We start from the raw sequence: 22,457 nt of genomic DNA on the forward strand, positions 1-22,457 counted from the left end.
GTCGGGCGAGTCACGTGGGCGGCAGCACCGCGCGCGACGGCAGCGGCGACGAGTAGACGACGCTCGTCGTGACGCTGCCGAGCGTGCCGACGCGGCCGCTCACCTGCTCGAGGTGGCGCATGCTCGTCGCGACGACCTTCATGATGAAGCAGTCGTCGCCCGTGACGTGGTGCGCCTCGACGACCTCCGGCAGGTCGGCGATGAGCGCGTGCAGCGGCTCGTACACCGAGCTGGGGTAGCGCAGCCGCAGGTAGGCGAGGATCGCGTAGCCCAGTCGCTCGGGGTCGACCTGCGCGCCGTAGCCCGTGATGACGCCCGACTCCTCGAGTCGGCGCATGCGCTCGGCGGTCGCGCTGTGGCTCATGCGGATGCGACGCGCGAGGTCGGCGATGCTCTGCCGGCCATCGCGCTGGAGGGCGTCGAGGATGGCGGTGTCGACCGAGTCGGGCTCGAACGGGATCTTCGCGGGCATGTGGCGATGATTCCACGAGATCGACGGCATGGTGGCGAGAACGCCGTGGAACTCCTCTGGATCGGCGTCGATCGTCGGCATATCGTCTCCTTCCATGACGACAGCACCCTCCGCGAGCGACCTCCGCGTCGCCCACTTCGCCTCCCGCCTCGCATTCGAGACCGACGCCTCGGACGTGCACGCCGACCAGGAGGCGGGCGCGCGCTTCGTGCTGCTCGACTCCCGCGCCGAGGTCGCGTGGCTGCAGGGCCACGCCGTGGGTGCCGTGCACATGCCGACGGCGCAGATCGCTGCGCGCGCGCCGCTCGAGATCCCCATCGACGTTCCCGTCGTCGCCTACTGCTGGGGTCCGGGTTGCAACGGTGCGACGCGCGCGGCGCTCGAGCTCGCGCGGCTCGGCTACGAGGTGCGCGAGATGCTCGGCGGCTTCGAGTACTGGGCGCGCGAGGGATACCCGGTCGAGGATGCGCACGGACCCGTCGTGCGCGAGAAGGACCCGCTCACGGCGCCGCTCGGCGCCGTCGCCTGCGCCTGCTGAGACGCCGTGCGATCAGTGCTCGCCGCCTCCGGGCGGGCCGACGACGAGCAGCGCGACGAAGACGACGACCACGAGCGCTGCGGCCGCGAGGCCGAAGGCGATCGGATGCCGCAGCAGCGTGCGCACGGCGCGGTCGAGCGGGCGCTGGTCGCGCGGGTCGCTCGTCGCCTCGAGGCGCCAGGTGCCCGCGAGCCGACCGGAGCGGCTGAGCCACAGCTCTGCGGGGATCGTGGCGAACGGCACGATCGCCGAGCCGATCGACAGCGCCCACGTGCCGGCGGCCCAGCGCTGGTGGATGCCCACGAGCACGACGGTCGCGACGTAGGCGAGGAACACGAATCCGTGCACGCCGCCGCCGATCGAGACGCCGATGCCCTCGCCCGTCACCGCGCGCAGGATCATGCCACCGATGAGCAGCGCCCACGTGATCGCCTCGGCGATCGCGACGACGCGGAACAGCGCGAGCGGGGTGGAGAGCGGGGATCGTGAGGCGGTGGGCGCGGCGGCGGTCATGCCTTCAGTCTAACTGAAGGTCAGGCGTCGGCGTCGATCGGCGTGTCCGCCGTCGGCGGACGCGCCGCCGCGAGGGCGGCGGCGAGCGCCGGCTGCTCGGCGGCGAGCGCCGCGTCGAGGGTCGCGACCCGCTCCTGCGCCTCGACGAGCGCCGCGCGGCCGCGCTCGGTGAGCCGCAACGCCGACCGCGCGCCCGCGTGCGCCGTCGCGTCGTCGACGAGCCCGTCGGCGGCGAGCTGGCGCACGGCCGTGTGCGCCGACTGCACCGTGATGCCCGTGCGGCGCGCGAGCTCCGAGAACGACAGGTCGGGGAGTGCGTCGAGGTGCGCGAGCAGGCCGAGCCTGCGCGTCGTGAGGCCCAGGTCGCGCAGGTCGGCCGTGAGCCGCGCCTCCCACGATCCTGCGGACGCGATCAGCGCGACCACGGGGCTCGGGCGTCGCTCGGTCACCAGCGGTCCTCGACCGTGAGCGTGCCGAGCAGGCCCTGCACCGACTCGACGCGCGTGCGGTCGAGCTCGCCGCGGTCGGCGGCCTCCTGGATGGCGCAGTCGGGCGCGTCGGCGAGGTGCGTGCAGCCGCGCGGGCAGTCGTCGCTCGCTGCCTGGATGTCGGGGAACGCCTTGAGGATCGACGCGACGTCGATGTGGCCGAGGCCGAACGAGCGCACGCCGGGGGTGTCGATGACCCAGCCGGAGCCGAGCCGGTACGACTGCGTCGACGACGACGTGTGGCGGCCGCGGCCCGTGACGGCGTTGACGTGGCCGACGGCGCGGCCCGCCTCGGGCACGAGGGCGTTGACGAGCGTCGACTTGCCGACGCCCGAGTGGCCGACGGCGACGGTCACGTGGCTGTCGAGCCGCTCGCGCAGCGCCGCGGCGGGCGGGTCGTCGGAGCGCGAGCGCCACGTCTCGATGTCGAGGCCCTCGAAGTGCGCGAGCAGGGGCGCGGGGTCGGCGAGGTCGGTCTTCGTCACGACAAGGATGGGGGTGATCCCCGCGTCGTACGCGGCGACGAGGTAGCGGTGGACGAGGCGAGGGCGCGGCTCGGGATCGCGTGCGGCGACGACCATGAGCATGAGGTCGGCGTTCGCGACGATGACGCGCTCGAACTCGTCGGAGTCGTCGGCAGAGCGCCGCAGCACCGTCGTGCGCGGCTGGATGCGCACGATGCGCGAGAGGGTCCCCTCGTCGCCCGACGTGTCGCCCACGACGTCGACGCGGTCGCCCGCGACGATCGCCTGCTTGCGCAGCTCGCGCGCGCGCGTCGTCGTGATGATCGCCTCGTCGGGCTGACCGTCGCGCACGACGACCGTGTAGCGGCCGCGGTCGACCGCCGTCACGAACCCGTCGACGGAGTCGGCGTGCTCGGGCCGGATCTTCGTGCGCGGTCGGTTCGCCTTGGGGTTCGGTCGCTCGCGCACCGAGTCGCCGTACTCCTCGTACGGGTCGTCGGGCTCGTCGCTGAGCCAGCTCATGCGCGCGCCGCCCGCATCAGCCGGCCAGCATCCGCTGCCAGAGCTCGGGGAACTCCGGGATGGTCTTGGCGGTCGCGGCGATGTCGTCGACCTCGACGCCGGGCACCGCGAGGCCCAGCAGCGCGCCGGCCGTGGCGATGCGGTGGTCGGCGTACGCCGCCCACGGGCCGCCGTGCAGCGCGCCCGGCTGCACCGTGATCGACTCCGCGTCGCCCGTGGCCGAGCCGCCGAGCAGCGCGAGGTCGTCGACGAGCGCGTCGATGCGATCGGTCTCGTGGCCGCGGATGTGGCCGATGCCGTCGATCGTGAGGGGCGCGTCGGCGAAGACGCCGAGCGCCGCGATCGTCGGCGACAGCTCGCCCGCGTGGGCCATGTCGATCGTGCCGCCCGCGAGCGGCGCGACGGCGACGCCCGCGCCGCCGTCGACGGTGCAGCGGTCGCCGTCGATCGAGACGGATGCGCCGAGCCGCGTGAGCAGCGCGGGCAGCTCGGCGCCCACCTGGGTCGTCGACGCGGGCCAGCCGGCCACCGTGACGCGGCCACCCGCGACGAGCGCGGCGGCGAGGAACGGCGCAGCGTTCGAGAGGTCGGGCTCGATCGCGACCTCGAGCGCCGCGATGGGGCCGGGCTCGACGCGCCACACGCCCTGCTCGGGCGACGACGCATCCACGCCGCGCGCGCGCAGCGTCGCGATCGTCATGTCGATGTGGGGCAGCGACGGCAGCCGCTCGCCCGTGTGGCGCAGCGTGAGGCCCTGCGCGAAGCGCGGCGCCGCGAGCAGCAGCGCCGACACGAACTGGCTCGACGCGCTCGCATCGATGGCGAGCTCCCCGCCGCGCACCGCTCCCGTGCCATGCACCGTGAACGGCATCGTGCCGGTGCCGCCGTCCTCCACGCGCACGCCGAGCGCCCGCAGCGCCTCGATCGTCGTCGCGTTCGGCCGCTTGCGCGCATGCGGATCGCCGTCGAAGTCGACCGCGCCCGTCGCGAGCGCCGCGACGACCGGCAGGAAGCGCATGACCGTGCCCGCGAGGCCGCAGTCGACCGAGGCCGCGCCGAGCGGTCCGGGCGTCACGCGCAGGTCGGGTCCGAACGGTCCCGAGCCCACCTCCTCCACGCCCACGCCCAGCGCGCGCAGCGCGTCGACCATGAGCGCGGAGTCGCGCGAATGCAGGGGAGCGCGCAGCAGGCCGGGCCCGTCGGCGAGCGCCGCGAGCACGAGCTCGCGGTTCGTCAGCGACTTCGAGCCGGGCAGGTGCACGGTCGCGTCGAGCGGGCCGGTGGCCACCGGAGCCGCCCACGCGCGGGAATGCGGCGCCTGAGTCATCGGTTCCATCCTACGAAGGGGAGGGTGCATGACCAGGACCAGCGTGCTGACGCGCGTAGGATCGTCGCCGATGGCAGACGACTCCGACGCGTTCATCGCCGAGGCCCTCGAGTACACCGACCAGCTGTACGCGGCCGCGATGCGCATGACGCGCAACCCGCAGGATGCGGCAGACCTGGTGCAGGAGACGTACGCGAAGGCGTACGCCGCCCGCGACTCCTTCACGCCCGGCACCAACCTTCGTGCCTGGCTGTACCGCATCCAGACGAACACGTACATCAACCAGTACCGCAAGAAGCAGCGGCAGCCCTTCGAGGCGCCGCTCGACGATCTCGAGGACTGGCAGATCGGCGTCGGCGAGTCGACCACGGCCACCCGGTCGCGGTCGGCGGAGGCCGAGGCCATCGACCGCATGCCTGCAGGCGTCGTGCGCGACGCGCTGCAGTCGATCCCCGAGGACTTCCGCATGGTCGTCTACTGGGTCGACGTCGAGGGCATGTCGTACGCCGAGACGGCGGAGATCATGAAGACGCCTGTCGGCACCGTGATGAGCCGCCTGCACCGTGGCAGGCGACAGCTTCGCGAGCTGCTGGCGGACTACGCCCGTGAGCAGGGCATGACGGCAGGGGAGAAGCGCTGATGGGCGACTGCGGTTGCGACAAGGCCAAGGCCGAGCTCGAGGAGTACCTGCACGCGGAGCTGTGCAAGGAGGATGCGGCGGACATCCGCGCGCACCTCGACGGCTGCACCGACTGCGCCGACGAGCACACCGTCGGCGTGCAGCTGACGATGGCGCTCAAGCAGGCGTGCAAGGAGACGGCGCCCGAGCAGCTGAAGGACCAGGTGCTCGCGCGCCTGCGCGCCGTGCAGGCGACGCACGGCTGAGGCGAGAACCCTCCACCTTCACGTCGTCGTCGAGACGACTTGGCACCCGCCTCTTGCGGTGCCGCGGACGCGGCCCCATGATGATCGAACCTCCTTCGGGAGGCGCCCCTCACCAGAAGGGCCCAGGCCTCGGCCAGGGCGCTGGAGACGGGGCGAAGGGCCCCGGCGACTCATGCTCTCCGGGGCCCTTCTCCATGTGCGGGCGGCGCGGCCGAGGCACGCGGTCGCGCGGCCATAGGCTGACGGGATGCGCGGCATCCACGTGGGCAGGACGCGGTTCGACGGTCGTCGCGCCGAGGTCGACGTCGACGTCGCCGGCAAGCGCATGACGATCGGCATGACGTCGCTCACCGGCCGCGTGCGCCGCCCGCGCGCCTTCGGCGACGTGTGGCTGCCGCTCGCGATCTTCCCCGCCATGCGGCTCGGCCTGCCCATCACGCTCGAGGATCCCGTCTCGCCCGTGCGCAGGCACGGCATGCGCGAGGTGCAGCGGCTGCTGGCCGTGTGGGATCCCGAGCTGCAGGTGCAGCCCATCGACGCACCCGTCGCGGCGCGCGGCTGGCGCCGCACCGCACCGCCCATGCAGCTCATGACGGGCGGCGTCGACTCGGCGCATGCGTTCCACGCGCGGCCCGAGGTCGCCGACCTGCTGTACCTCCACGACCTCGACCACGAGCCCGCCGCGGTGCGCGCCGAGGTGACGACGATGCTCGCGTCGCTCGAGTCCGAGACGGGCAGACGCGTGCGGCGCGTCGAGAGCGACGCGCGTCGACTCGTCGAGCCCTACGGCGAGTGGGGCACGCAGACGCACCTGGCGGTGCTGGTCGCCACGGCGAGCCTCGTCGCCGGCGCTCGTCGCCGGCTGCACGTGCCGTCGACCCTGCCGTACGGCGCGCTCGTGCCGTGGGGCTCGCATCCGATGCTCGATCCGCTCTACTCGAGCGACGACGTCGCCGTCGTGCACGTGGACGCCCATCTCACCCGGTTCGAGAAGGTGCGGGGACTGCGCGACGCCGACGTGCTGCTGCGGCACCTGCGCGTCTGCTACCGCTCGCAGGACAGCCTCAACTGCGGTCGGTGCGAGAAGTGCGTGCGCACGATGGTCGCGCTCGACCTCGTCGGTGCGCTGCCGCGCGCGACGGCGTTCACGGAGCCGCTCACGATCGACGCGATCCTCGCGCTCGACGTCCACGACGACGTGCAGCGAGCGTTCGAGGCCGACGTGCACGCAGCGGCCGTCGCGGCCGGTCGGACCGACGTCGCCGACGCGATCGCGACCGTCCTCGCTCGGTACGACGAGCGCGCCGCATGACGACGGTCCACGTCGGGCGCACGCGCGTCGACCGCCGCAGCGCGGCGACCGTCGTCGACGTCGCCGGGCACCGCATCCCCGTCGGCATGCGCGTCGTGGGCGACCGCATCCGCCCGCCGCGCGCCCTCGGCGACGTGTGGCTGCCGCTCGCCATCTTCCCGGCGATGCGGCTCGGGCTGCCGATCGTGCTCGAGGATGCGGTCTCGCCGACGCGGCTGCACGGCATCCGCGAGGTGCAGCGACTGCTCGCCACCTGGGATCCCACGCTGCAGGTGCAGCCGATCGAGGCCCCCGTGTCCACGCGCGGGTCCCGGCGCTCCGCGCCACCGATCCAGCTCATGACGGGCGGCGTCGACTCCGCCTTCGCCCTGCTCGACAACCCCGAGGCCACCGACCTCGTCTACATGCACGACCTCGACCTCGAGCCCGCCGCGGTGCGCACCGAGGTGGCGACCATGCTCGCGTCCCTGCAGCGCGAGACCGGCAGGCGCGTCCTGCGCGTCGACAGCGACGTGCGCCGCGTCGTCGAGCCGTACGGCGACTGGCTCACGCAGACGCATCTGGCCGTGCTCGCGTCGGTCGCGACGTTCGTCGCCGGCGCCCGCCGCAGCCTGCATGTGCCGTCGGCGCTGCCGTACGAGTCCGTCATCCCGAACGCCTCGCATCCGATGCTCGACGCGCACTACGCGACCGACGACCTGCGCGTCATGCACGTCGGCGCGCATGTCGACCGCTTCCAGAAGGTGCGCGCGCTCTCGCGCGACGACGTGCTGCTGCGCCACCTGCGCGTCTGCTACCGATCGCACGACGCGCTCAACTGCTCCGCCTGCTTCAAGTGCACGCGCACCATGGCGTCGCTCGAGGTGTGCGGCGTGCTCGACCGGGCCGTCACCTTCACGCGACCGTGGACGCCCGAGCTGCACGCGAGCCAGGAGGTCTTCAACGACGTGGCACGCGCCTTCGAGGTCGAGATCCGCGACGCGGCGCGCGACGCGGGGCGCACCGACGTCGCCGACGTGAGCGACGCCGCGATCGCACGCTACGACGCCCGGGTCTGACGACCCGGGCGTCGCGTGCGCGCTCACGCCGCGATCGGCGTCTCCTCCGCGAGCGGCGACAGGTACCGCTCGGTGCCGGCGAGCGTGAAGAACGCCGGGTACGTCGGCCGCAGCGCCACCTCGTGGAACAGCGTGACGGCCTCGTCGAAGCGGTCGCCGTCGAAGCGCTCGAACGACGCCGACAGCTCGCGCACGATGCCCTTCACGCGATCCCGCGAGATCGTGTGGCCCTCGACGGTGCGCGCCTCGACGTGGATCCACTGCCACACCTGCGAGCGCGAGATCTCGGCCGTCGCCGCGTCCTCCATGAGCGAGTGGATGGCGACGGCGCCCTGGCCGCGCAGCCACGCCTCCATGTACCGGATGCCGACCTCGACGTTGAGCCTGAGGCCCGCCTCGGTGATGTCGCCGGGCGTCGTCGACAGGTCGATGAGCGCCGCCTCGTCGGGCACGACGTCGTCGCGGCTGCGACCCAGCTGATGCGGGGCGTCGCCCAGCACGGCGTCGAACTCGGCCTGCGCCGTCTCGACGAGGCCGGGGTGCGCGACCCACGAGCCGTCGAAGCCGTCGGCCGCCTCGCGGCGCTTGTCCTCGGCGACCTGCGCGAGCGCGACCTGCGTCGCCTCCGGGTCCTTGGCGCTCGGCACGAACGCCGCCATGCCGCCGATCGCGTGCGCACCACGGCGGTGGCACGCGCGCACGAGCTGCTCGGTGTACGCCCGCATGAACGGCGCCGTCATCGTGAGCGCCGAGCGGTCGGGCAGCACGAAGTCGGGCCCGCGGAAGCGGAAGGCGCGGATGATCGAGAACAGGTAGTCCCAGCGCCCAGCGTTGAGCCCAGACGAGTGCTCGCGCAGCTCGTAGAGGATCTCCTCCATCTCGAACGCGGCCGAGATCGTCTCGATGAGCACGGTCGCGCGGATGGTGCCGCGGGGGATGAGCAGCATGTCCTGCGCCGCGACGAACACGTCGTTCCACAGTCGCGCCTCGAGGTGGCTCTCGAGCTTCGGCAGGTAGAAGTACGGGCCGCGACCCGACGCGATGAGCGCGTCGGCGTTGTGCAGCATGTGCAGGCCGAAGTCGACGAGCGACGCGCTCATCGGCTCGCCGTCGACGAGGATGCGGCGCTCGTCGAGGTGCCAGCCGCGCGGCCGCACGACGATCGTCGGCGTGCGCTCGGCCGTGACGCGGTACTCCTTGCCCTGCGGGCTCGTGAACTCGATGGTGCCGCGGATGGCGTCCTGCAGGTTCGCCTGGCTCGCGATGACGTTCTCCCACGTGGGGGAGGAGGCGTCCTCGCAGTCGGCGAGCCACACGCGGGCGCCCGAGTTGAGCGCGTTGATGGTCATCTTGCGCTCGATGGGGCCGGTGATCTCGACGCGGCGGTCCTCGAGCCCGGGCGCGGGCGGCGCGACCTGCCAGGTGGCGTCGTCGCGGATGTGCCGCGTCTCGGGCAGGAAGGTGGGCGTCGCGCCGTCGGCGAGCGCCGCGCGACGGGTGCGGCGCAGGCGGCGCAGCTCGCGGCGGCGTCGCTCGGCGAGGTCGTGCAGCGACAGCAGGAACTCGAGGGCCTGGGGCGTGAGCACGCGCTCCTGGCCTGGGGCGTGCTCGGTGATGCGGATGCGGTCGGTCATGGTCGTCTCCGATTCATGGTGGCCGTCGCCGCTGCGGGCGGCGGCAGCCAGAGGATCAGTGGAACTGCGCGGTCTCGGTGGAGCCGGCGAGGGCGAGGGTCCCCGAGTCGGGGTTGAGGGCGGAGGCGACGAGGTCGAACCATCCGGTGCCCACCTCGCGCTGGTGGCGCGTGGCGGTGTAGCCCTGCGACTCGGCAGCGAGCTCGCGCTCCTGCAGGTCGACGTAGGCGGTCATGTGCTGCTCGGCGTAGCCCTTGGCGAGGTCGAACATCGAGTGGTTGAGCGCGTGGAAGCCGGCCAGGGTGATGAACTGGAACCGGAATCCCATCGCGCCGAGCTCGCGCTGGAACGACGCGATCTGGTCGTCGTCCAGGTGCTTGCGCCAGTTGAACGACGGCGAGCAGTTGTACGCGAGCAGCTGGTCGGGGAACTCGTCCTTGATGCCCTCGGCGAAGCGGCGGGCGGTGTCGAGGTCGGGCTTCGACGTCTCCATCCACAGCAGGTCGGCGTACGGGGCGTACGCGCGGCCGCGGGCGATGCACGGATCGATCCCGTTCCGCACCTCGTAGAAGCCCTCTGCCGTGCGGCCGCCGGTGAGGAACGGGCGGTCGCGCTCGTCGACGTCGCTCGTGATGAGCGTCGCCGCCTCGGCGTCGGTGCGAGCCACGATGACGGTGGGCACGCCCTCGACGTCGGAGGCGAGCCGCGCCGCGTTGAGGGTGCGCACGTGCTGCTGCGTCGGGATGAGCACCTTGCCGCCGAGGTGGCCGCACTTCTTCTCGGACGCGAGCTGGTCCTCCCAGTGCACGCCCGCCGCGCCGGCGGCGATCATGCCGCGCTGCAGCTCGAACGCGTTGAGCGGACCGCCGAAGCCCGCCTCGGCATCCGCGACGATCGGCACGAGCCAGTCGTCGACCGAGCGGGTGCCCTCGGCGTGCTCGATCTGGTCGGCGCGCAGCAGGGCGTTGTTGATGCGGCGCACCACGTTCGGCACCGAGTTCGCCGGGTAGAGGCTCTGGTCGGGGTAGGTCTGGCCCGCGAGGTTCGCGTCGGCGGCGACCTGCCAGCCCGAGAGGTAGATGGCCTCGAGGCCCGCCTTCACCTGCTGCACCGCCTGGTTGCCGGTGAGGGCGCCGAGCGCGCGCACGGGCTCGGGCTGCTGCAGCCGCTCGAAGAGGCGCTCGGCGCCGCGGCGGGCGAGCGTGCGCTCCTCGACGATCGAGCCGCGCAGCCGCACGACGTCGGCGGCCGAGTAGTCGCGGGCGACGCCGGTCCAACGCGTGTCCGCATCCCACTCGAGCTGCAGCGCCGCTGCTGCCTGCTCCTGGGTGTGCTGGTGCTGGTGCTGGTGCTGGTGCTCGGTCATCGATGGCCTCCTCCGTCGGGGTCTGGCACCACTCTCATCGCAGGACTGCACTCCTGGATCGGATTCATCGCGTGAAGTTCTGCACTCCTGCCATATGCTGCAGCGATGACGATGTCGTCCTGGAATCGCTCCACGAGCGCCCCCGAGCCGCCGGATGCCGACGCGACGGATCCGCTGCAGCTCGGCAAGGCGATCCGGCACCATCGCAAGGCCGCGGGGCTCACGCTCGACGCGGTGCACGACGCCATCGGCCTCGCACCCTCGCAGCTCTCGGCGATCGAGACCGGCAAGCGCGAGATCCGCTTCCAGACGCTGCAGCGCCTCGCCGGCCTGCTCGGCGTCTCCCTCGACGCCCTCACGGGCGAGGCGCCGCCCAGCGAGCGCGCCGCGCGCGAGCTGCGGCTCGAGCGCGCGATGCGGTCGCCGCTGTGGGTGCAGAAGCAGCTGCCCACCATGCGGGTCGGCCCGCGCACGCCCGACGACGTGCTCGAGACGATGCTCGCGCTCGTCGACGAGCTCGAGCGGCAGGCGGAGGAGCGCATCGCGACGCCCGAGGAGGCGCGGCGCGCCAACGCGCAGCTGCGCGGCGAGATGCGGGCGCGCGACAACCACTTCCCCGAGATCGAGCGCGAGGCCGCCGGCATCCTCGCCGACGTCGGCTACGCGCAGGGGCCGCTGTCGCAGCACCTCATCGCCGCGATCACCGAGCGTCTCGGCTTCACGGTGCACCACGTCGGCGATCTGCCGCACTCCACGAGGTCGGTCACCGACCTCAAGCGCCGCCGCATCTACCTGTCGCGCTCGACGCGCGGCGACCACGATCCGCGCTCCGTGCTGCTGCAGGCGCTCGGCCACCACGTGCTCGGCCACGACGTGCCCAGCGACTACGGCGCCTTCCTGCGCCAGCGCGTCGAGACGAACTACTTCGCCGCAGCGCTCCTCATGCCCGAGGCGACGGCCGTGTCGTTCCTCGCCGACGCGAAGGCCGAGAGGCAGCTCGCCGTCGAGGACCTGCGGGATGCGTTCGCCGTCTCGTACGAGATGGCGGCGCACCGGCTCACGAACCTCGCGACGAAGCACCTCGGCATCCCGCTGCACTTCCAGAAGGTGCACGAGTCGGGGATCATCTACAAGGCGTACGAGAACGACGGCGTGACCTTCCCCGCCGACCACACGGGCGCGATCGAGGGCCAGCCGGTGTGCAAGCGATGGACGAGCCGCGAGGTCTTCGACGTGCCCGACAAGGTCAACGCGTTCGAGCAGTACACCGAGACGCCGGCTGGCACGTTCTGGTGCACGGCCATGACGGAGCGCTCGGCGCAGGGGGAGTTCTCGCTGTCGATCGGCGTGCCGTTCGCGCAGGCCCGCTGGTTCCGCGGCCGGGCGACGAAGGAGCGCTCGGCGTCGCAGTGCCCCGACCCGTCATGCTGCCGCACGCCGCCGACGGAGCTCGCGGATGCGTGGGCCGGCCAGGCGTGGCCCAGCGCTCGCGCGCACTCGCACCTGCTGGCGGCGCTGCCGCCCGGCGCCTTCCCCGGCGTCGACGAGACCGAGGTCTACACGTTCCTCGCGGCGCGCGACTGATCAGCTCCCCGCGGGCTGTTCGCGCATTGCAGGCGATCAGGGGTGGCAGAGGGGTATCTTCCCTCCGACCCCCGTGATCGCCTGCGAAACGCAGACGACCGTCCCCTCAGACGCGAGAGAGCCCGCCGTCACCAGCGGTGACGACGGGCTCTCGACGCGGCAGGCGTCAGGCGCCCAGCGCCTCGTCGAGGATCTGCGCCAGCTCGGCGGCCGAGCGCTTCGGGGAGCCCGTCGCGGGGCTCGCCGACGCGGCACGACCGATGGCGCGCAGCGTGCGGCCGTGGTGCAGGTGGCGCGGCAGCGTGTAGTGCACCGATGGCCATGCGCCCTGGTTGAGCGGCTCCTCCTGCACCCACACGAGCTCGGCGCCGTCGTAGCGGTCGAGCGCGGCGTTGAGGGCGTCGACGTCGAGCGGGTACAGCTGCTCGAGGCGCACGAGCGCCACGTCGTCGATCTCGCGCTTCGCCATCTCGGTCGCGATGTCGTAGTGGATCTTGCCCGAGTGGATGAGCACGCGGCGCACCTTCGACGAGTCCACCTTCGCGTCGTCGATGACGGGCTGGAAGGTGCCGGTCTCGAAGTCCTCGACCGGGCTCACCGCGTCGCGCAGACGCAGCATCGCCTTGGGCGTGAACACGATGAGCGGACGACGCGGGCGCTGGTACGCCTGGCGACGCAGCAGGTGGAAGTACGACGCGGGCGTCGACGGACGCGCGATGATCATGTTCTGCTCGGCAGCGAGCTGCAGGAAGCGCTCGATGCGCGCCGACGAGTGGTCGGGTCCCGCACCCTCGTAGCCGTGCGGCAGCAGCAGCGTCAGCGACGAGAACTGGTTCCACTTCTGCTCGGCGCTCGAGAGGAACTCGTCGACGACGATCTGCGCGCCGTTCACGAAGTCGCCGAACTGCGCCTCCCACAGCACGAGCGCGTCGGGGCGCTCGACCGAGTAGCCGTACTCGAACGCCATCGCGGCGTACTCCGACAGCAGGGAGTCGTAGATCGACAGACGCGCCTGGTCCTCGGAGAGGTTCGCGAGCGGCAGCCACTCCTGGCCGTTCACCTTGTCGTGCATGACGGCGTGGCGCGACACGAACGTGCCACGGCGGGCATCCTGGCCAGCCATGCGCACCGCCGTGCCCTCCATGAGCAGCGAGCCCAGGGCGAGCAGCTCGCCGAACGCCCAGTCGACGCCGCCATTGCGGCTCATGTCGAGGCGCTTCTTCAGCACCTGCTGCACCTTGGTGTGCACCGTGAAGCCCTCGGGCGAGTTCGCGTGCGCGTCGCCGATCGCCTCGATCGCAGCGCGCGAGATGCCGGTGTCGGCGGGCGTGCCGACCATCGTGGCCTCGGGCGTCTGCGTCGGGATGGGCATCGAGCCCGTCGCGGCGGCGTGGGTCTCCATGAACGCGCGCTCGAGGCGGTCCTGGAAGTCCTTCTGCGCGTCCTCGTACTCGTCCTCGGTGATGTCGCCGCGACCCACGAGGTTCTCGGCGTACAGCGTGCGCACCGAGCGCTTGCGCTCGATGAGCGAGTACATGAGCGGCTGCGTCATCGTGGGGTCGTCGCCCTCGTTGTGCCCGCGGCGGCGGTACGTGATGAGGTCGATGACGACGTCGCGCTTGAACTCCTCGCGGTACTGGAACGCCAGCTCCGCGACGCGCACGACGGCCTCGGGGTCGTCGCCGTTCACGTGGAACACGGGGGCGCCGATCGCCTTGGCGATGTCGGTCGAGTAGATCGACGAGCGCGACTCCGACGGCGGGGTCGTGAAGCCGATCTGGTTGTTGACGACGAGGTGCACCGTGCCGCCGGTCGTGTAGCCGCGCAGCTGCGACAGCTGCAGCGTCTCGAACACGACGCCCTGGCCCGCCATGGCGGCGTCGCCGTGCACGAGCACGGGCAGCACCGAGCGACGACCGTCGCCGATGCGGTCCTGCTTCGCGCGGGCGATGCCCTCGAGCACGCCGTTGACGGCCTCGAGGTGCGACGGGTTCGCGGCGAGGTACACGGGGATCTCGGAGCCGTCGGCAGCCACGAAGGTGCCCTCGGTGCCGAGGTGGTACTTCACGTCGCCCGAGCCCTGCATGACGGCGGCGCCCTCGAACTCCTGGAAGATCTGGCCGTACGTCTTGCCCGCGATGTTCGTGAGCACGTTGAGGCGGCCGCGGTGCGGCATGCCGATCACGACCTCCTCGAGGCTCGCCTCCGCAGCGCCCTGGATGAGCGCGTCGAGGAAGGCGATCATCGACTCGGAGCCCTCGAGCGAGAAGCGCTTCTGGCCGACGTACTTCGTCTGCAGGAACGTCTCGAACGCCTCGGCCTCGTTGAGCTTGCGCAGGATGCGCATCTGCTCGTCGTGCGTCGGCTTGACGTACGGCACCTCGAGGTGGTCCTGGAACCACTTGCGCTGCGCCGGGTCGGCGATGTGCATGTACTCGACGCCCATCGTGCGGCAGTACGTGTCGCGCAGCACGCCGAGCACGTCGCGCAACTGCGCCGAGCGCCGGCCGCCGAAGCCGCCGGTGACGAACTCGCGGTCGAGGTCCCAGAACGACAGGCCGTGCTGCTCGATCTCGAGGTCGGGGTGCGTGCGCTGCACGTACTCGAGCGGGTCGATGTCGGCCATGAGGTGGCCGCGCACGCGGTACGAGTTGATGAGCTGCGCGACGCGAGTCTGCTTCGACAGCTCGTCGGACTCGTGCACCGAGACGTCCTGCGCCCACGCGATCGGCTTGTAGGGGATGCGGAGGTCGGCGAAGATGCCCTCGTAGAAGCCGTCCTGGCCCTGCAGCAGGGCGTGCACGACCTTCAGGTACTCGCCGGAGCCCGCGCCCTGGATGACCCGGTGGTCGTACGTCGACGTCAGCGTGATCGTCTTGCCGATGCCCGCATCCGCGAGACGCTCGACGCTCGCACCCTGGAACTCGGCCGGGTAGTCGAGCGCGCCGGCGCCGATGATGCATCCCTGGCCCTGCATGAGGCGCGGCACGGAGTGCACGGTGCCGATGCCGCCGGGGTTCGTGAGCGAGATCGTCGTGCCTGCGAAGTCGCCGGCCTCGAGCTTGTTCGCACGAGCCTTCTTCACGAGCTGCTCGTACGCGCCGATGAACTCCGCGAAGTCCATCGTGTCGGCCTGCTTGATGCTCGGCACCAGCAGGGCGCGCGTGCCGTCGGGCTTCGGCAGGTCGATCGCGATGCCGAGGTTGACGTGCGGATGCGCGACGAGCGACGGCTTGCCGTCCACCTCGGCGTACGACACGTTCTGGCTCGGGAACGCCTTGAGCGCCTGCACGAGCGCGTAGCCGATGAGGTGCGTGAACGAGATCTTGCCGCCGCGCGTCCTGCGCAGGTGGTTGTTGATCACGATGCGCTGGTCGATCATGAGCTTCGCGGGCACCGTGCGCACCGACGTGGCGGTCGGCACGGCCAGCGAGAGGTCCATGTTGTGGGCGAGCGCCTTCGGCATGCCGCGCAGCGGCGTGACGGTGGGCTCGTCGGCCTTCGACTCGGCCTTCGCGTCTGCCTTGTCGCGGTCGGCGGGGACCGGCGCGGGCTTCGCGGGGGTCTTCGTCGTGCGCGCGGCGATCGTGCCGTCGGGTCGCTGCGCCGGCTTCGCCGGTGCCGGGGGAGCGGGCGGTGCCGACTGCGCGGGGGCCGCGCCGGCGTTGGCCGGAGCCGCGGGGGCCGCGCTCGGCGCCGTCGGCGCCGAGGGGGCGGCGGGCGGCGGTGGCGGGGTCGCCGGCTGCGCGGGAGGCGCTGCGGGCGTCTCAGCCACGGGCGGCGCCGTGGTCGTCGCGGTGGTGGTGCCGCCTCCCAGCTGCGCTGCATAGCGCTCCAGGATCGGCCACCAGGACTGGGCCACCTTCGACCTGTCCTGCTTGAAGAGCTCGTACTGCTCCTCCACCAGCCATTCGTTCGCTCCGAAGTCGCTGCTCGCGGCTGCCACGGATCCTTCGCCTCTTCTCACCGGGGGCATGCTTGCGTGTCGGTCATCGACACCGTCGTCCATCCTACGCGCCGAAGATGGCGCTGGGTGCCTTCTGGAGGTTGTGTCAACGCGCGAGGCCGAGCGCGACGAGGTCGACCCCCGCCGCCTCGACCGCGAGCATCACGACCTCGCGTCGCCAGACGACGCGCGGCTCGAACTGCAGCGGCATCGACGCCTCCGTCGGCGTGCGGTTGCCCTTGCGGCCGTTGCAGTCGACGCACGCCGTGATCGTGTTGAGCCACGTCGACTCGCCGCCTCGCGACACCGGCTGGATGTGGTCGATCGTCGAGCCCGCGCTGCCGCAGTAGGCGCAGCGTCGGCGGTCGCGCTCGAGCACGCCGCGGCGCGTCCAGGGCATGCGATCGTACATGCGCGTGTGCGGCACGGCGACGTAGTCGTTGAAGACGACGACCTTCGGCACCGGCATCTCGAAGCTCTCGGAGCGGATCGTGCCCTCGGACGCGAGCATGATCTGCGCGCGCTCCTTCACCACGAAGGCGACAGCGCGCTGCAGGGAAGCGACGCCGATCGGCTCGAGCGTCGCGTTCAGCACCACCACCTGGGCCTGCATCGCGCCTCCTTGACCCCATCGTGCACCACGAAGGGTTCGGAATCACGGCATTGCGCGGATGCGTTCACGGCGTGTTCACCGGGCGTGTCCCCTTCGCGACGGTCGGGGGACGTCGGTGGTGCCGCCTAGCGTGGGAGCCGTGGATGCGGTGATCGCGCCGGTCGGCGACGCATGGGAGGTCGCGGTCGTCGGCGACGACGGCGCCGTGCGCGACCGTCGCACGATCGACGATCTGCCGGCCGCGGTCGCCGCGCTCGAGCCCGAGCGGCCGCGCTGGGTGTGGCAGGACTCGACGCGCGTCGCGCCCGTGCTGCTCGCCGCGGGCGTCGCCGTCGAGCGGGCGCGCGACCTGCGCCTGAGCCACCGCATCCTGGCCGACGCCGGCCGCATGCCGCTCGACGCGCGCTGGCTGCGGCGGCTGCGCGCACCCGACGGCGCGCTGTTCTCGATGGACGAGGCACCCGAGCCCGTCGACGCGCTCATCGCCGAGCTCGCGCGGCAGGAGGCCGCGGTCGGCGACGACGCGTCGCTGCGCCTGCTGCTCGGCGCCGAGTCGACGGGCGCGCTCATCGCCGAGGAGCTGCTGCACGTGGGCCTGCCGTGGTCGTCGGCCGAGCACGACCGGCTGCTCGCCGACGCGCTCGGTCCGCGGCCGATGGCGGGCCGGCCCGCGCTGCTGCAGGCGCTCGCCGACGACGTCGACCGCATCCTCGGCCACCGCGTGAGCATCGACTCGGCCCCCGAGCTGCTGCGCGCGCTGCGCGGCGCCGGCCTCGACGTGCGCTCGACGTCGCGGTGGGAGCTGCGCGAGATCGACCATCCCGTCGTCGAGCCGCTCATCGCCTACAAGCGGCTCTACCGGCTGTGGACCGCGAACGGGTGGCAGTGGGCGGACGAGTGGGTGCGCGACGGGCGGTTCCACGCCGAGTACGTGCCCGCGGGCGTCGTCACGGGTCGATGGGCGACGGCGGGCGGCGGCGCGATGCAGATCGCGAAGCAGGTGCGCGGCGCCGTCGTCGCCGATCCTGGCTGGCGGCTCGTCGTGGCTGACGCGGCCCAGCTCGAGCCGCGCGTGCTCGCGGCCATGGCCCGCGACGAGGCGCTCGCCGAGGCCGCCGTCGGCGACCTCTACGAGGGCCTCGTCGACGACGGCGTCGTCGAGTCGCGGCCCAAGGCGAAGGTCGCGATGCTCGGCGCGCTCTACGGCGGCACCTCGGGCGACTCCGGCAGGCTCGTGCCCGCGCTGCGGCGCGCGTACCCGCGGGCCATGCGCGTCGTCGACGACGCGGCGACGACGGGGGAGCGCGGCGGCGTCGTGCGCACGTGGCTCGGCCGCACGAGCGCGCCGATGCCGCCCGCGCGCTCGGGGATCGCCGACCGGGATGCCGTGTCGCGCGAACGCGCGTGGGGCCGCTTCACGCGCAACTTCGTCGTGCAGGGCTCGGCCGCCGAGTGGGCGCTGTGCTGGATGGCGCTCCTGCGTCGCAGCCTGCGTGCGGGCGGCGGCGAGCTCGTGTACTTCCTGCACGACGAGGTCATCGTGCACGCCCCGGCCGAGCGCGCTGAGGCCGTCGCCGACGAGATCCGTGCGGCCGCGGCGGGCGCCGGCCGCATGCTCTTCGGATCGTTCCCCATCACGTTCCCCGTCGACGCACGCATCGTCGGCGACTACGGCGCCGCGAACGACTGACGCCCGTGGCGGACACGCGCCTCGCGCGAGCGCGCGCGGCGTAGCGTGGAGGCATGCGCTTCCTGCAGCCGCCGCCTCCGCACGACCTCACCTACTCGGACGTGTTCCTCGTGCCGAGTCGCTCGGACGTCGGCAGCCGCATGGCCGTCGACCTCGCGCCCGACGACGGCACGGGTGCGACGCTGCCGATCGTGGCGGCGAACATGAACTCCGTCACGGGTCCGCTGCTCGCCGCGACCCTCGCACGACGCGGCGGCCTCGCGGTGCTGACGCAGGACCACGAGATCGACGACACCATCGGCGCGATCGCGTGGGTGAAGGAGCAGCCCGTCGACCTGTCGTCGGCGCAGCTCGCGACCGAGGACGAGCTCGTGGCCGACGTGCTGCTGCGCGTGCCGGCCGTCGAGGGCCACGGCATCGTCGTGGTGCGCGACGACGTCTACGTCGGCGCCATCGGCGCGCGGCGACTCGGGCAGGCGCTGCCGGATGCGCGCATCGGCGACCTGCTGCACGGCACGATCGAGCCGCTGACGCCCGCCGACGTCGTCGATGCCCGCACGGCGTTCGACGCCGTGCACGCGCGCGGCGTCGACTTCGCCGCCGTCGTCGACGACGGTCGCGTGCTCGGCACCGTGAGCCCGCGCACCGCGCTGCGCTCGGCGCTGTACCAGCCGGCGCTCGACGCCCAAGGGCGTCTGCGCGTCGCCGTCGCCGTCGGCATCAACGGCGACCCGGCCGCGAAGGCGAGCGCGCTCGTCGACGCCGGTGCCGACGTCGTCGTCATCGACACCGCCCACGGCCACCAGGGCGGCATGCTCCGCGCGATCGAGGCCGTGCGCGGCGCCGTCGACGTGCCGATCGTCGCGGGCAACGTCGTCACGGCATCCGCGGTGCGCGACCTCGTGCAGGCGGGCGCCGACATCCTCAAGGTCGGCGTCGGCCCCGGCGCCATGTGCACGACGCGCATGATGACGGCCGTCGGCCGCCCGCAGCTGTCGGCGGTGCTCGAGACGGCCGAGGAGGCCATCGGCCTCGGCGCGCGCGTGTGGGCGGACGGCGGCGTGCGCTACCCGCGCGACGTCGCACTCGCGCTCGCCGCCGGTGCGTCGAGCGTCATGATCGGCTCGTGGTTCGCGGGCACGATCGAGGCGCCCGGTCGCCTGCAGCGCGACGAGCAGGGCCGCCTCTACAAGGAGTCGTGGGGCATGGCGTCGACGAAGGCCGTGCGCGGCCGCTTCGGCGACCTGCCGGCGTTCGAGCTCGCGACGAAGACGCTCTTCGCCGAGGGCATCTCGTCGTCGACGATCCTGCTCGACCCCAACCGCCCGAGCGTCGAGGACCTGCTCGACATGATCACGTCGGGCGTGCGCTCGTCGGCGACGTATGCGGGCGCCTCGTCGATCGCGGAGTTCCGCGAACGCGCCGTCGTCGGCGTGCAGTCGGCGGCGGGCTACGAGGAGGGCAAGGCGCTGCCGGTCTCGTGGTGACCACGACGCCCTGATCGCCCACGGCGAGCAGGCAGCGATCCGTAGGGCCCGCGGCTGTACGATGCTGCGGTGAGCGACGAGCACCATAGTCCTTGGGGCGCCAGCCCGAGCCCTGACCGGCACCGCGGCACCAGCCCCAGCCCCTGGCACCAGGCCCTCCTGCCCATCGGACGCATCCGATGATCGAGCAGCTGCCCTGGCTCTTCATCCTGATCGGCGTCGTCCTCACGGTCGGCACCGGCTACTTCGTCGCGAGCGAGTTCTCGCTCGTGAACCTCGACCGCTCCGAGCTCGAGGCGCAGCAGGAGCGCGGCGAGGGCAACCACCCCGGCGTCATCGCGGCCCTCAAGCAGACGTCGACGCACCTGTCGAGCGCGCAGCTCGGCATCACCCTCACGACGCTGCTCACGGGCTACACGATGGAGCCGGCGATCTCGCACCTCCTCGCGCCCGTGCTCGAGGGCTGGGGCATCCCGGATGACATCGCGCCCGCGGTCTCGCTCACGATCGCCATCGTGATCGCGACGCTCCTGTCGATGATCGTCGGCGAGCTCGTGCCCAAGAACTTCGCCCTCGCCGTGCCGCTGCGCACCGCGAAGATCGTCACGCCGTTCCAGCGGGCCTTCACCTTCGTCATGAAGCCCGCCGTGCTGCTGCTCAACGGCTCGGCCAACGGCATCCTGCGCTCCATCGGCATCGAGCCGAAGGAGGAACTCTCGGGCGCCCGCACCGCCGACGAGCTGTCGTCGCTCGTGCGCCGCTCGGCGCTGGAGGGCCTGCTCGACGCCGACCAGGCGACGCTGCTCTCTCGCACGCTGCGCTTCTCGGAGCTCACGGCCGGCGACGTCATGACGCCCCGCCCGCGCGTCGAGGCCATCGACCGCGAGCGCACCGTCGCCGACGTGCTCGAGCTCTCGCGTACGACGGGCCTGTCGCGCTTCCCCGTCATCGACGACGACCTCGACCGCGTCGTCGGCATCGCCCACGTGAAGCAGGCCGTGTCGGTGCCGCGCGACCGCCGCGCCGACGTGCCCGTGCTCGCGATCGCCGAGGAGCCGCACCGCGTGCCCGAGACCGTCGGCCTGCCGCAGCTGCTCGCCGACCTCAAGGAGCGCGGCTACCAGATGGCGATCGTCGTCGACGAGTACGGCGGCACCGCCGGCCTCGCGACGCTCGAGGACCTCGTGGAGGAGATGGTCGGCGAGGTGAGCGACGAGCACGACCGTCTGCGCCCCGAGATCGTGCACGCACCCGGATGGGTCGCGTTCCCCGGCCTGCTGCGCCCCGACGAGCTGCGCGAGCGCGCCGCCGTCGAGATCCCCGACGACGGCCCGTACGAGACCGTCGCCGGCTACGTCGTCGCCGAGCTCGGCCGCCTGCCGATCGTCGGCGACGAGGTCGCGATCGACGGCGGCGTGCTGCGCGTCGAGCGCCTCGACGGCCGCAGGATCGACCGCATCCGCTACGTCGTCACGACCGAGTCCGAGGAGGTGGCCCGATGAGCTCCGACTGGGTGGGCCTGATCTGGCTCGTGGTGCTGCTCGTCATCAACGCGTTCTTCGTCGGCGCCGAGTTCGCCGTCATCTCCGCGAAGCGCTCGCAGGTCGAGCCGCGCGCCGAGCGCGGCTCGCGCGCCGCGAAGATGGCGCTGTGGGCGATGGAGCACGTCTCGCTCATGCTCGCGATGTGCCAGCTGGGCATCACGGTGTGCTCGCTGCTCATCCTGCTCGTGAGCGAGCCGGCCATCCACCATCTGCTCGCCGTGCCGCTCGGCGCCGTCGGCCTGCCCGAGGTGGCCGTCGACGGCATCGCGCTGGGCCTCGCGATCCTCATCGTCACGTACCTGCACGTCGTGTTCGGCGAGATGGTGCCGAAGAACGCCGCGTTCACGCTGCCGACGGCCGCCGTGCTGCTGCTCGCGCCGCCGCTCGTGCTCATCTCGCGCGTGTTCAAGCCCGTCATCTGGGTGATGAACTGGATCGCGAACCACATCCTGCGCCTGTTCCGCGTGGAGCCGAAGGACGAGGCGGCGAGCGCGTTCACGCTCGACGAGGTCGAGACGATCGTCGAGACGTCGAAGCGCGAGGGGCTGCTCGTCGACCCGACGGGCGCGATCTCGAAGATGTTCGAGTTCACCGAGCGCACCGTGGGCGACGTCGCGATCCCGCTCGACGGGCTCGTGACGCTCAGCGACGAGGCGACGACCGACGACGTGGAGGCGGCGGTGCGCGAGCACGGCTTCTCGCGCTACGTCATCGTCGACGAGGCGGGGGAGCCGACCGGCTACATCCACCTCAAGGACGTGCTGACCGCCGAGGATCCCGAGGCGCAGATCCCCGCGAAGCGCATCCGCCAGCTCGCGTCGCTCTATGCGGGCGGCGAGCTCGAGGATGCGATCCAGCGGATGCGCTCCTCGGGCAGCCACGTGGCGCGCGCGTTCGATCAGTCGGGTGCGACGACGGGCGTGCTGTTCCTCGAGGACTGCATCGAGGAGCTCGTCGGCGAGGTCCGCGACGCCACGAGGCGGCTGAGCTGACGCTCCGCGCGGCGCTGCGGTC

General features: G+C 72.3%; 19 protein-coding genes. 10 read left to right on the top strand and 9 right to left on the bottom strand.

The window, feature by feature from the left end:
* Positions 1 to 10 precede the first annotated feature (10 nt).
* Positions 11 to 472 carry an Lrp/AsnC family transcriptional regulator gene (locus BLQ67_RS14210; protein WP_092506965.1) on the bottom strand — a complete coding sequence of 154 codons (462 nt, stop codon included), beginning with the start codon at positions 470 to 472 and terminating at the stop codon, positions 11 to 13.
* A 94-nt stretch (positions 473 to 566) separates the two neighbouring features.
* Here BLQ67_RS14210 and BLQ67_RS14215 point away from each other — a divergent pair, with 94 nt between their 5' ends.
* The gene (locus BLQ67_RS14215) at positions 567 to 1,010 is read left to right on the top strand and encodes a rhodanese-like domain-containing protein (RefSeq protein ID WP_092506123.1); all 444 of its coding nucleotides are present in this window, start codon (positions 567 to 569) and stop codon (positions 1,008 to 1,010) included.
* 12 nt (positions 1,011 to 1,022) lie between these two features.
* On the opposite strand, the gene BLQ67_RS14220 is transcribed toward BLQ67_RS14215, so the two are convergent.
* Genes BLQ67_RS14220 through aroA form a run of 4 tightly spaced genes read right to left on the bottom strand, consistent with a single transcriptional unit; the run spans position 1,023 to position 4,324 of the window.
* On the bottom strand, positions 1,023 to 1,523 hold the full coding sequence (locus BLQ67_RS14220) for a DUF3817 domain-containing protein (protein WP_092506125.1): 501 nt from the start codon (positions 1,521 to 1,523) through the stop codon (positions 1,023 to 1,025).
* 20 nt (positions 1,524 to 1,543) lie between these two features.
* Positions 1,544 to 1,972 (bottom strand): MarR family winged helix-turn-helix transcriptional regulator, encoded by a 429-nt coding sequence (locus BLQ67_RS14225; RefSeq protein WP_231945065.1) that lies wholly within the window; start codon positions 1,970 to 1,972, stop codon positions 1,544 to 1,546.
* Positions 1,969 to 2,997 (bottom strand): ribosome small subunit-dependent GTPase A, encoded by a 1,029-nt coding sequence (gene rsgA, locus BLQ67_RS14230; RefSeq protein ID WP_092506127.1) that lies wholly within the window; start codon positions 2,995 to 2,997, stop codon positions 1,969 to 1,971. Before rsgA ends, BLQ67_RS14225 begins: the two co-directional genes overlap by 4 nt.
* Before the next feature lie 16 nt (positions 2,998 to 3,013).
* Positions 3,014 to 4,324, bottom strand: coding sequence for a 3-phosphoshikimate 1-carboxyvinyltransferase (aroA, locus tag BLQ67_RS14235; protein ID WP_231945066.1), 1,311 nt, complete (start codon positions 4,322 to 4,324; stop codon positions 3,014 to 3,016).
* Between the two features lie 70 nt (positions 4,325 to 4,394).
* Here aroA and BLQ67_RS14240 point away from each other — a divergent pair, with 70 nt between their 5' ends.
* From BLQ67_RS14240 to BLQ67_RS14255, 4 genes are all read left to right on the top strand, one after another.
* Positions 4,395 to 4,964 carry a sigma-70 family RNA polymerase sigma factor gene (locus BLQ67_RS14240; protein WP_231945067.1) on the top strand — a complete coding sequence of 190 codons (570 nt, stop codon included), beginning with the start codon at positions 4,395 to 4,397 and terminating at the stop codon, positions 4,962 to 4,964.
* The gene (locus tag BLQ67_RS14245; protein WP_092506133.1) at positions 4,964 to 5,209 is read left to right on the top strand and encodes a zf-HC2 domain-containing protein; all 246 of its coding nucleotides are present in this window, start codon (positions 4,964 to 4,966) and stop codon (positions 5,207 to 5,209) included. Before BLQ67_RS14240 ends, BLQ67_RS14245 begins: the two co-directional genes overlap by 1 nt.
* 247 nt (positions 5,210 to 5,456) lie before the next feature.
* Positions 5,457 to 6,521: a hypothetical protein gene (locus BLQ67_RS14250; protein WP_092506135.1), complete on the top strand. Its 1,065-nt coding sequence runs from the start codon at positions 5,457 to 5,459 to the stop codon at positions 6,519 to 6,521.
* A complete protein-coding gene (locus BLQ67_RS14255) occupies positions 6,518 to 7,579 on the top strand; it encodes a hypothetical protein (protein WP_092506137.1) in 1,062 nt (353 codons plus the stop codon). The genes BLQ67_RS14250 and BLQ67_RS14255 overlap by 4 nt, the downstream gene beginning before the upstream one ends.
* Positions 7,580 to 7,602: 23 nt before the next feature.
* Here the strand turns inward: BLQ67_RS14255 and aceB are convergent, their stop codons facing one another.
* Together aceB and aceA are read right to left on the bottom strand one after the other, a co-directional pair.
* On the bottom strand, positions 7,603 to 9,213 hold the full coding sequence (gene aceB / locus BLQ67_RS14260; protein WP_092506139.1) for a malate synthase A: 1,611 nt from the start codon (positions 9,211 to 9,213) through the stop codon (positions 7,603 to 7,605).
* A 55-nt stretch (positions 9,214 to 9,268) separates the two neighbouring features.
* Positions 9,269 to 10,579 carry an isocitrate lyase gene (gene aceA / locus BLQ67_RS14265; protein WP_092506141.1) on the bottom strand — a complete coding sequence of 437 codons (1,311 nt, stop codon included), beginning with the start codon at positions 10,577 to 10,579 and terminating at the stop codon, positions 9,269 to 9,271.
* A gap of 105 nt (positions 10,580 to 10,684) precedes the next feature.
* Here aceA and BLQ67_RS14270 point away from each other — a divergent pair, with 105 nt between their 5' ends.
* On the top strand, positions 10,685 to 12,163 hold the full coding sequence (locus BLQ67_RS14270) for an XRE family transcriptional regulator (RefSeq protein WP_092506143.1): 1,479 nt from the start codon (positions 10,685 to 10,687) through the stop codon (positions 12,161 to 12,163).
* Positions 12,164 to 12,329: 166 nt separating this feature from the next.
* Here the strand turns inward: BLQ67_RS14270 and BLQ67_RS14275 are convergent, their stop codons facing one another.
* Together BLQ67_RS14275 and BLQ67_RS14280 are read right to left on the bottom strand one after the other, a co-directional pair.
* The gene (locus tag BLQ67_RS14275; RefSeq protein ID WP_092506145.1) at positions 12,330 to 16,139 is read right to left on the bottom strand and encodes a multifunctional oxoglutarate decarboxylase/oxoglutarate dehydrogenase thiamine pyrophosphate-binding subunit/dihydrolipoyllysine-residue succinyltransferase subunit; all 3,810 of its coding nucleotides are present in this window, start codon (positions 16,137 to 16,139) and stop codon (positions 12,330 to 12,332) included.
* A gap of 76 nt (positions 16,140 to 16,215) precedes the next feature.
* Entirely contained in the window at positions 16,216 to 16,722 is a 507-nt protein-coding gene (locus tag BLQ67_RS14280; RefSeq protein ID WP_092506147.1) for an HNH endonuclease, read from the bottom strand.
* A gap of 139 nt (positions 16,723 to 16,861) precedes the next feature.
* On the opposite strand from BLQ67_RS14280, the gene BLQ67_RS14285 reads away from it, so the two are divergent.
* The 4 genes from BLQ67_RS14285 to BLQ67_RS14300 all read left to right on the top strand — a co-directional run bounded on the left by BLQ67_RS14285 (position 16,862) and on the right by BLQ67_RS14300 (position 22,435).
* Positions 16,862 to 18,412 carry a bifunctional 3'-5' exonuclease/DNA polymerase gene (locus BLQ67_RS14285; protein WP_231945068.1) on the top strand — a complete coding sequence of 517 codons (1,551 nt, stop codon included), beginning with the start codon at positions 16,862 to 16,864 and terminating at the stop codon, positions 18,410 to 18,412.
* Positions 18,413 to 18,465: 53 nt separating this feature from the next.
* Positions 18,466 to 19,899: a GMP reductase gene (guaB1, locus tag BLQ67_RS14290; RefSeq protein ID WP_092506151.1), complete on the top strand. Its 1,434-nt coding sequence runs from the start codon at positions 18,466 to 18,468 to the stop codon at positions 19,897 to 19,899.
* A 179-nt stretch (positions 19,900 to 20,078) separates the two neighbouring features.
* Complete coding sequence (locus BLQ67_RS14295; protein WP_092506153.1) at positions 20,079 to 21,401, top strand: hemolysin family protein; 1,323 nt, start codon at positions 20,079 to 20,081, stop codon at positions 21,399 to 21,401.
* Positions 21,398 to 22,435 carry a hemolysin family protein gene (locus tag BLQ67_RS14300; protein ID WP_092506155.1) on the top strand — a complete coding sequence of 346 codons (1,038 nt, stop codon included), beginning with the start codon at positions 21,398 to 21,400 and terminating at the stop codon, positions 22,433 to 22,435. The genes BLQ67_RS14295 and BLQ67_RS14300 overlap by 4 nt, the downstream gene beginning before the upstream one ends.
* The last annotated feature ends 22 nt before the right edge of the window (positions 22,436 to 22,457 follow it).

The sequence above is a fragment of the Agrococcus jejuensis genome (assembly GCF_900099705.1).
In the GTDB taxonomy this organism is placed as follows: Bacteria; Actinomycetota; Actinomycetes; order Actinomycetales; family Microbacteriaceae; genus Agrococcus; species Agrococcus jejuensis.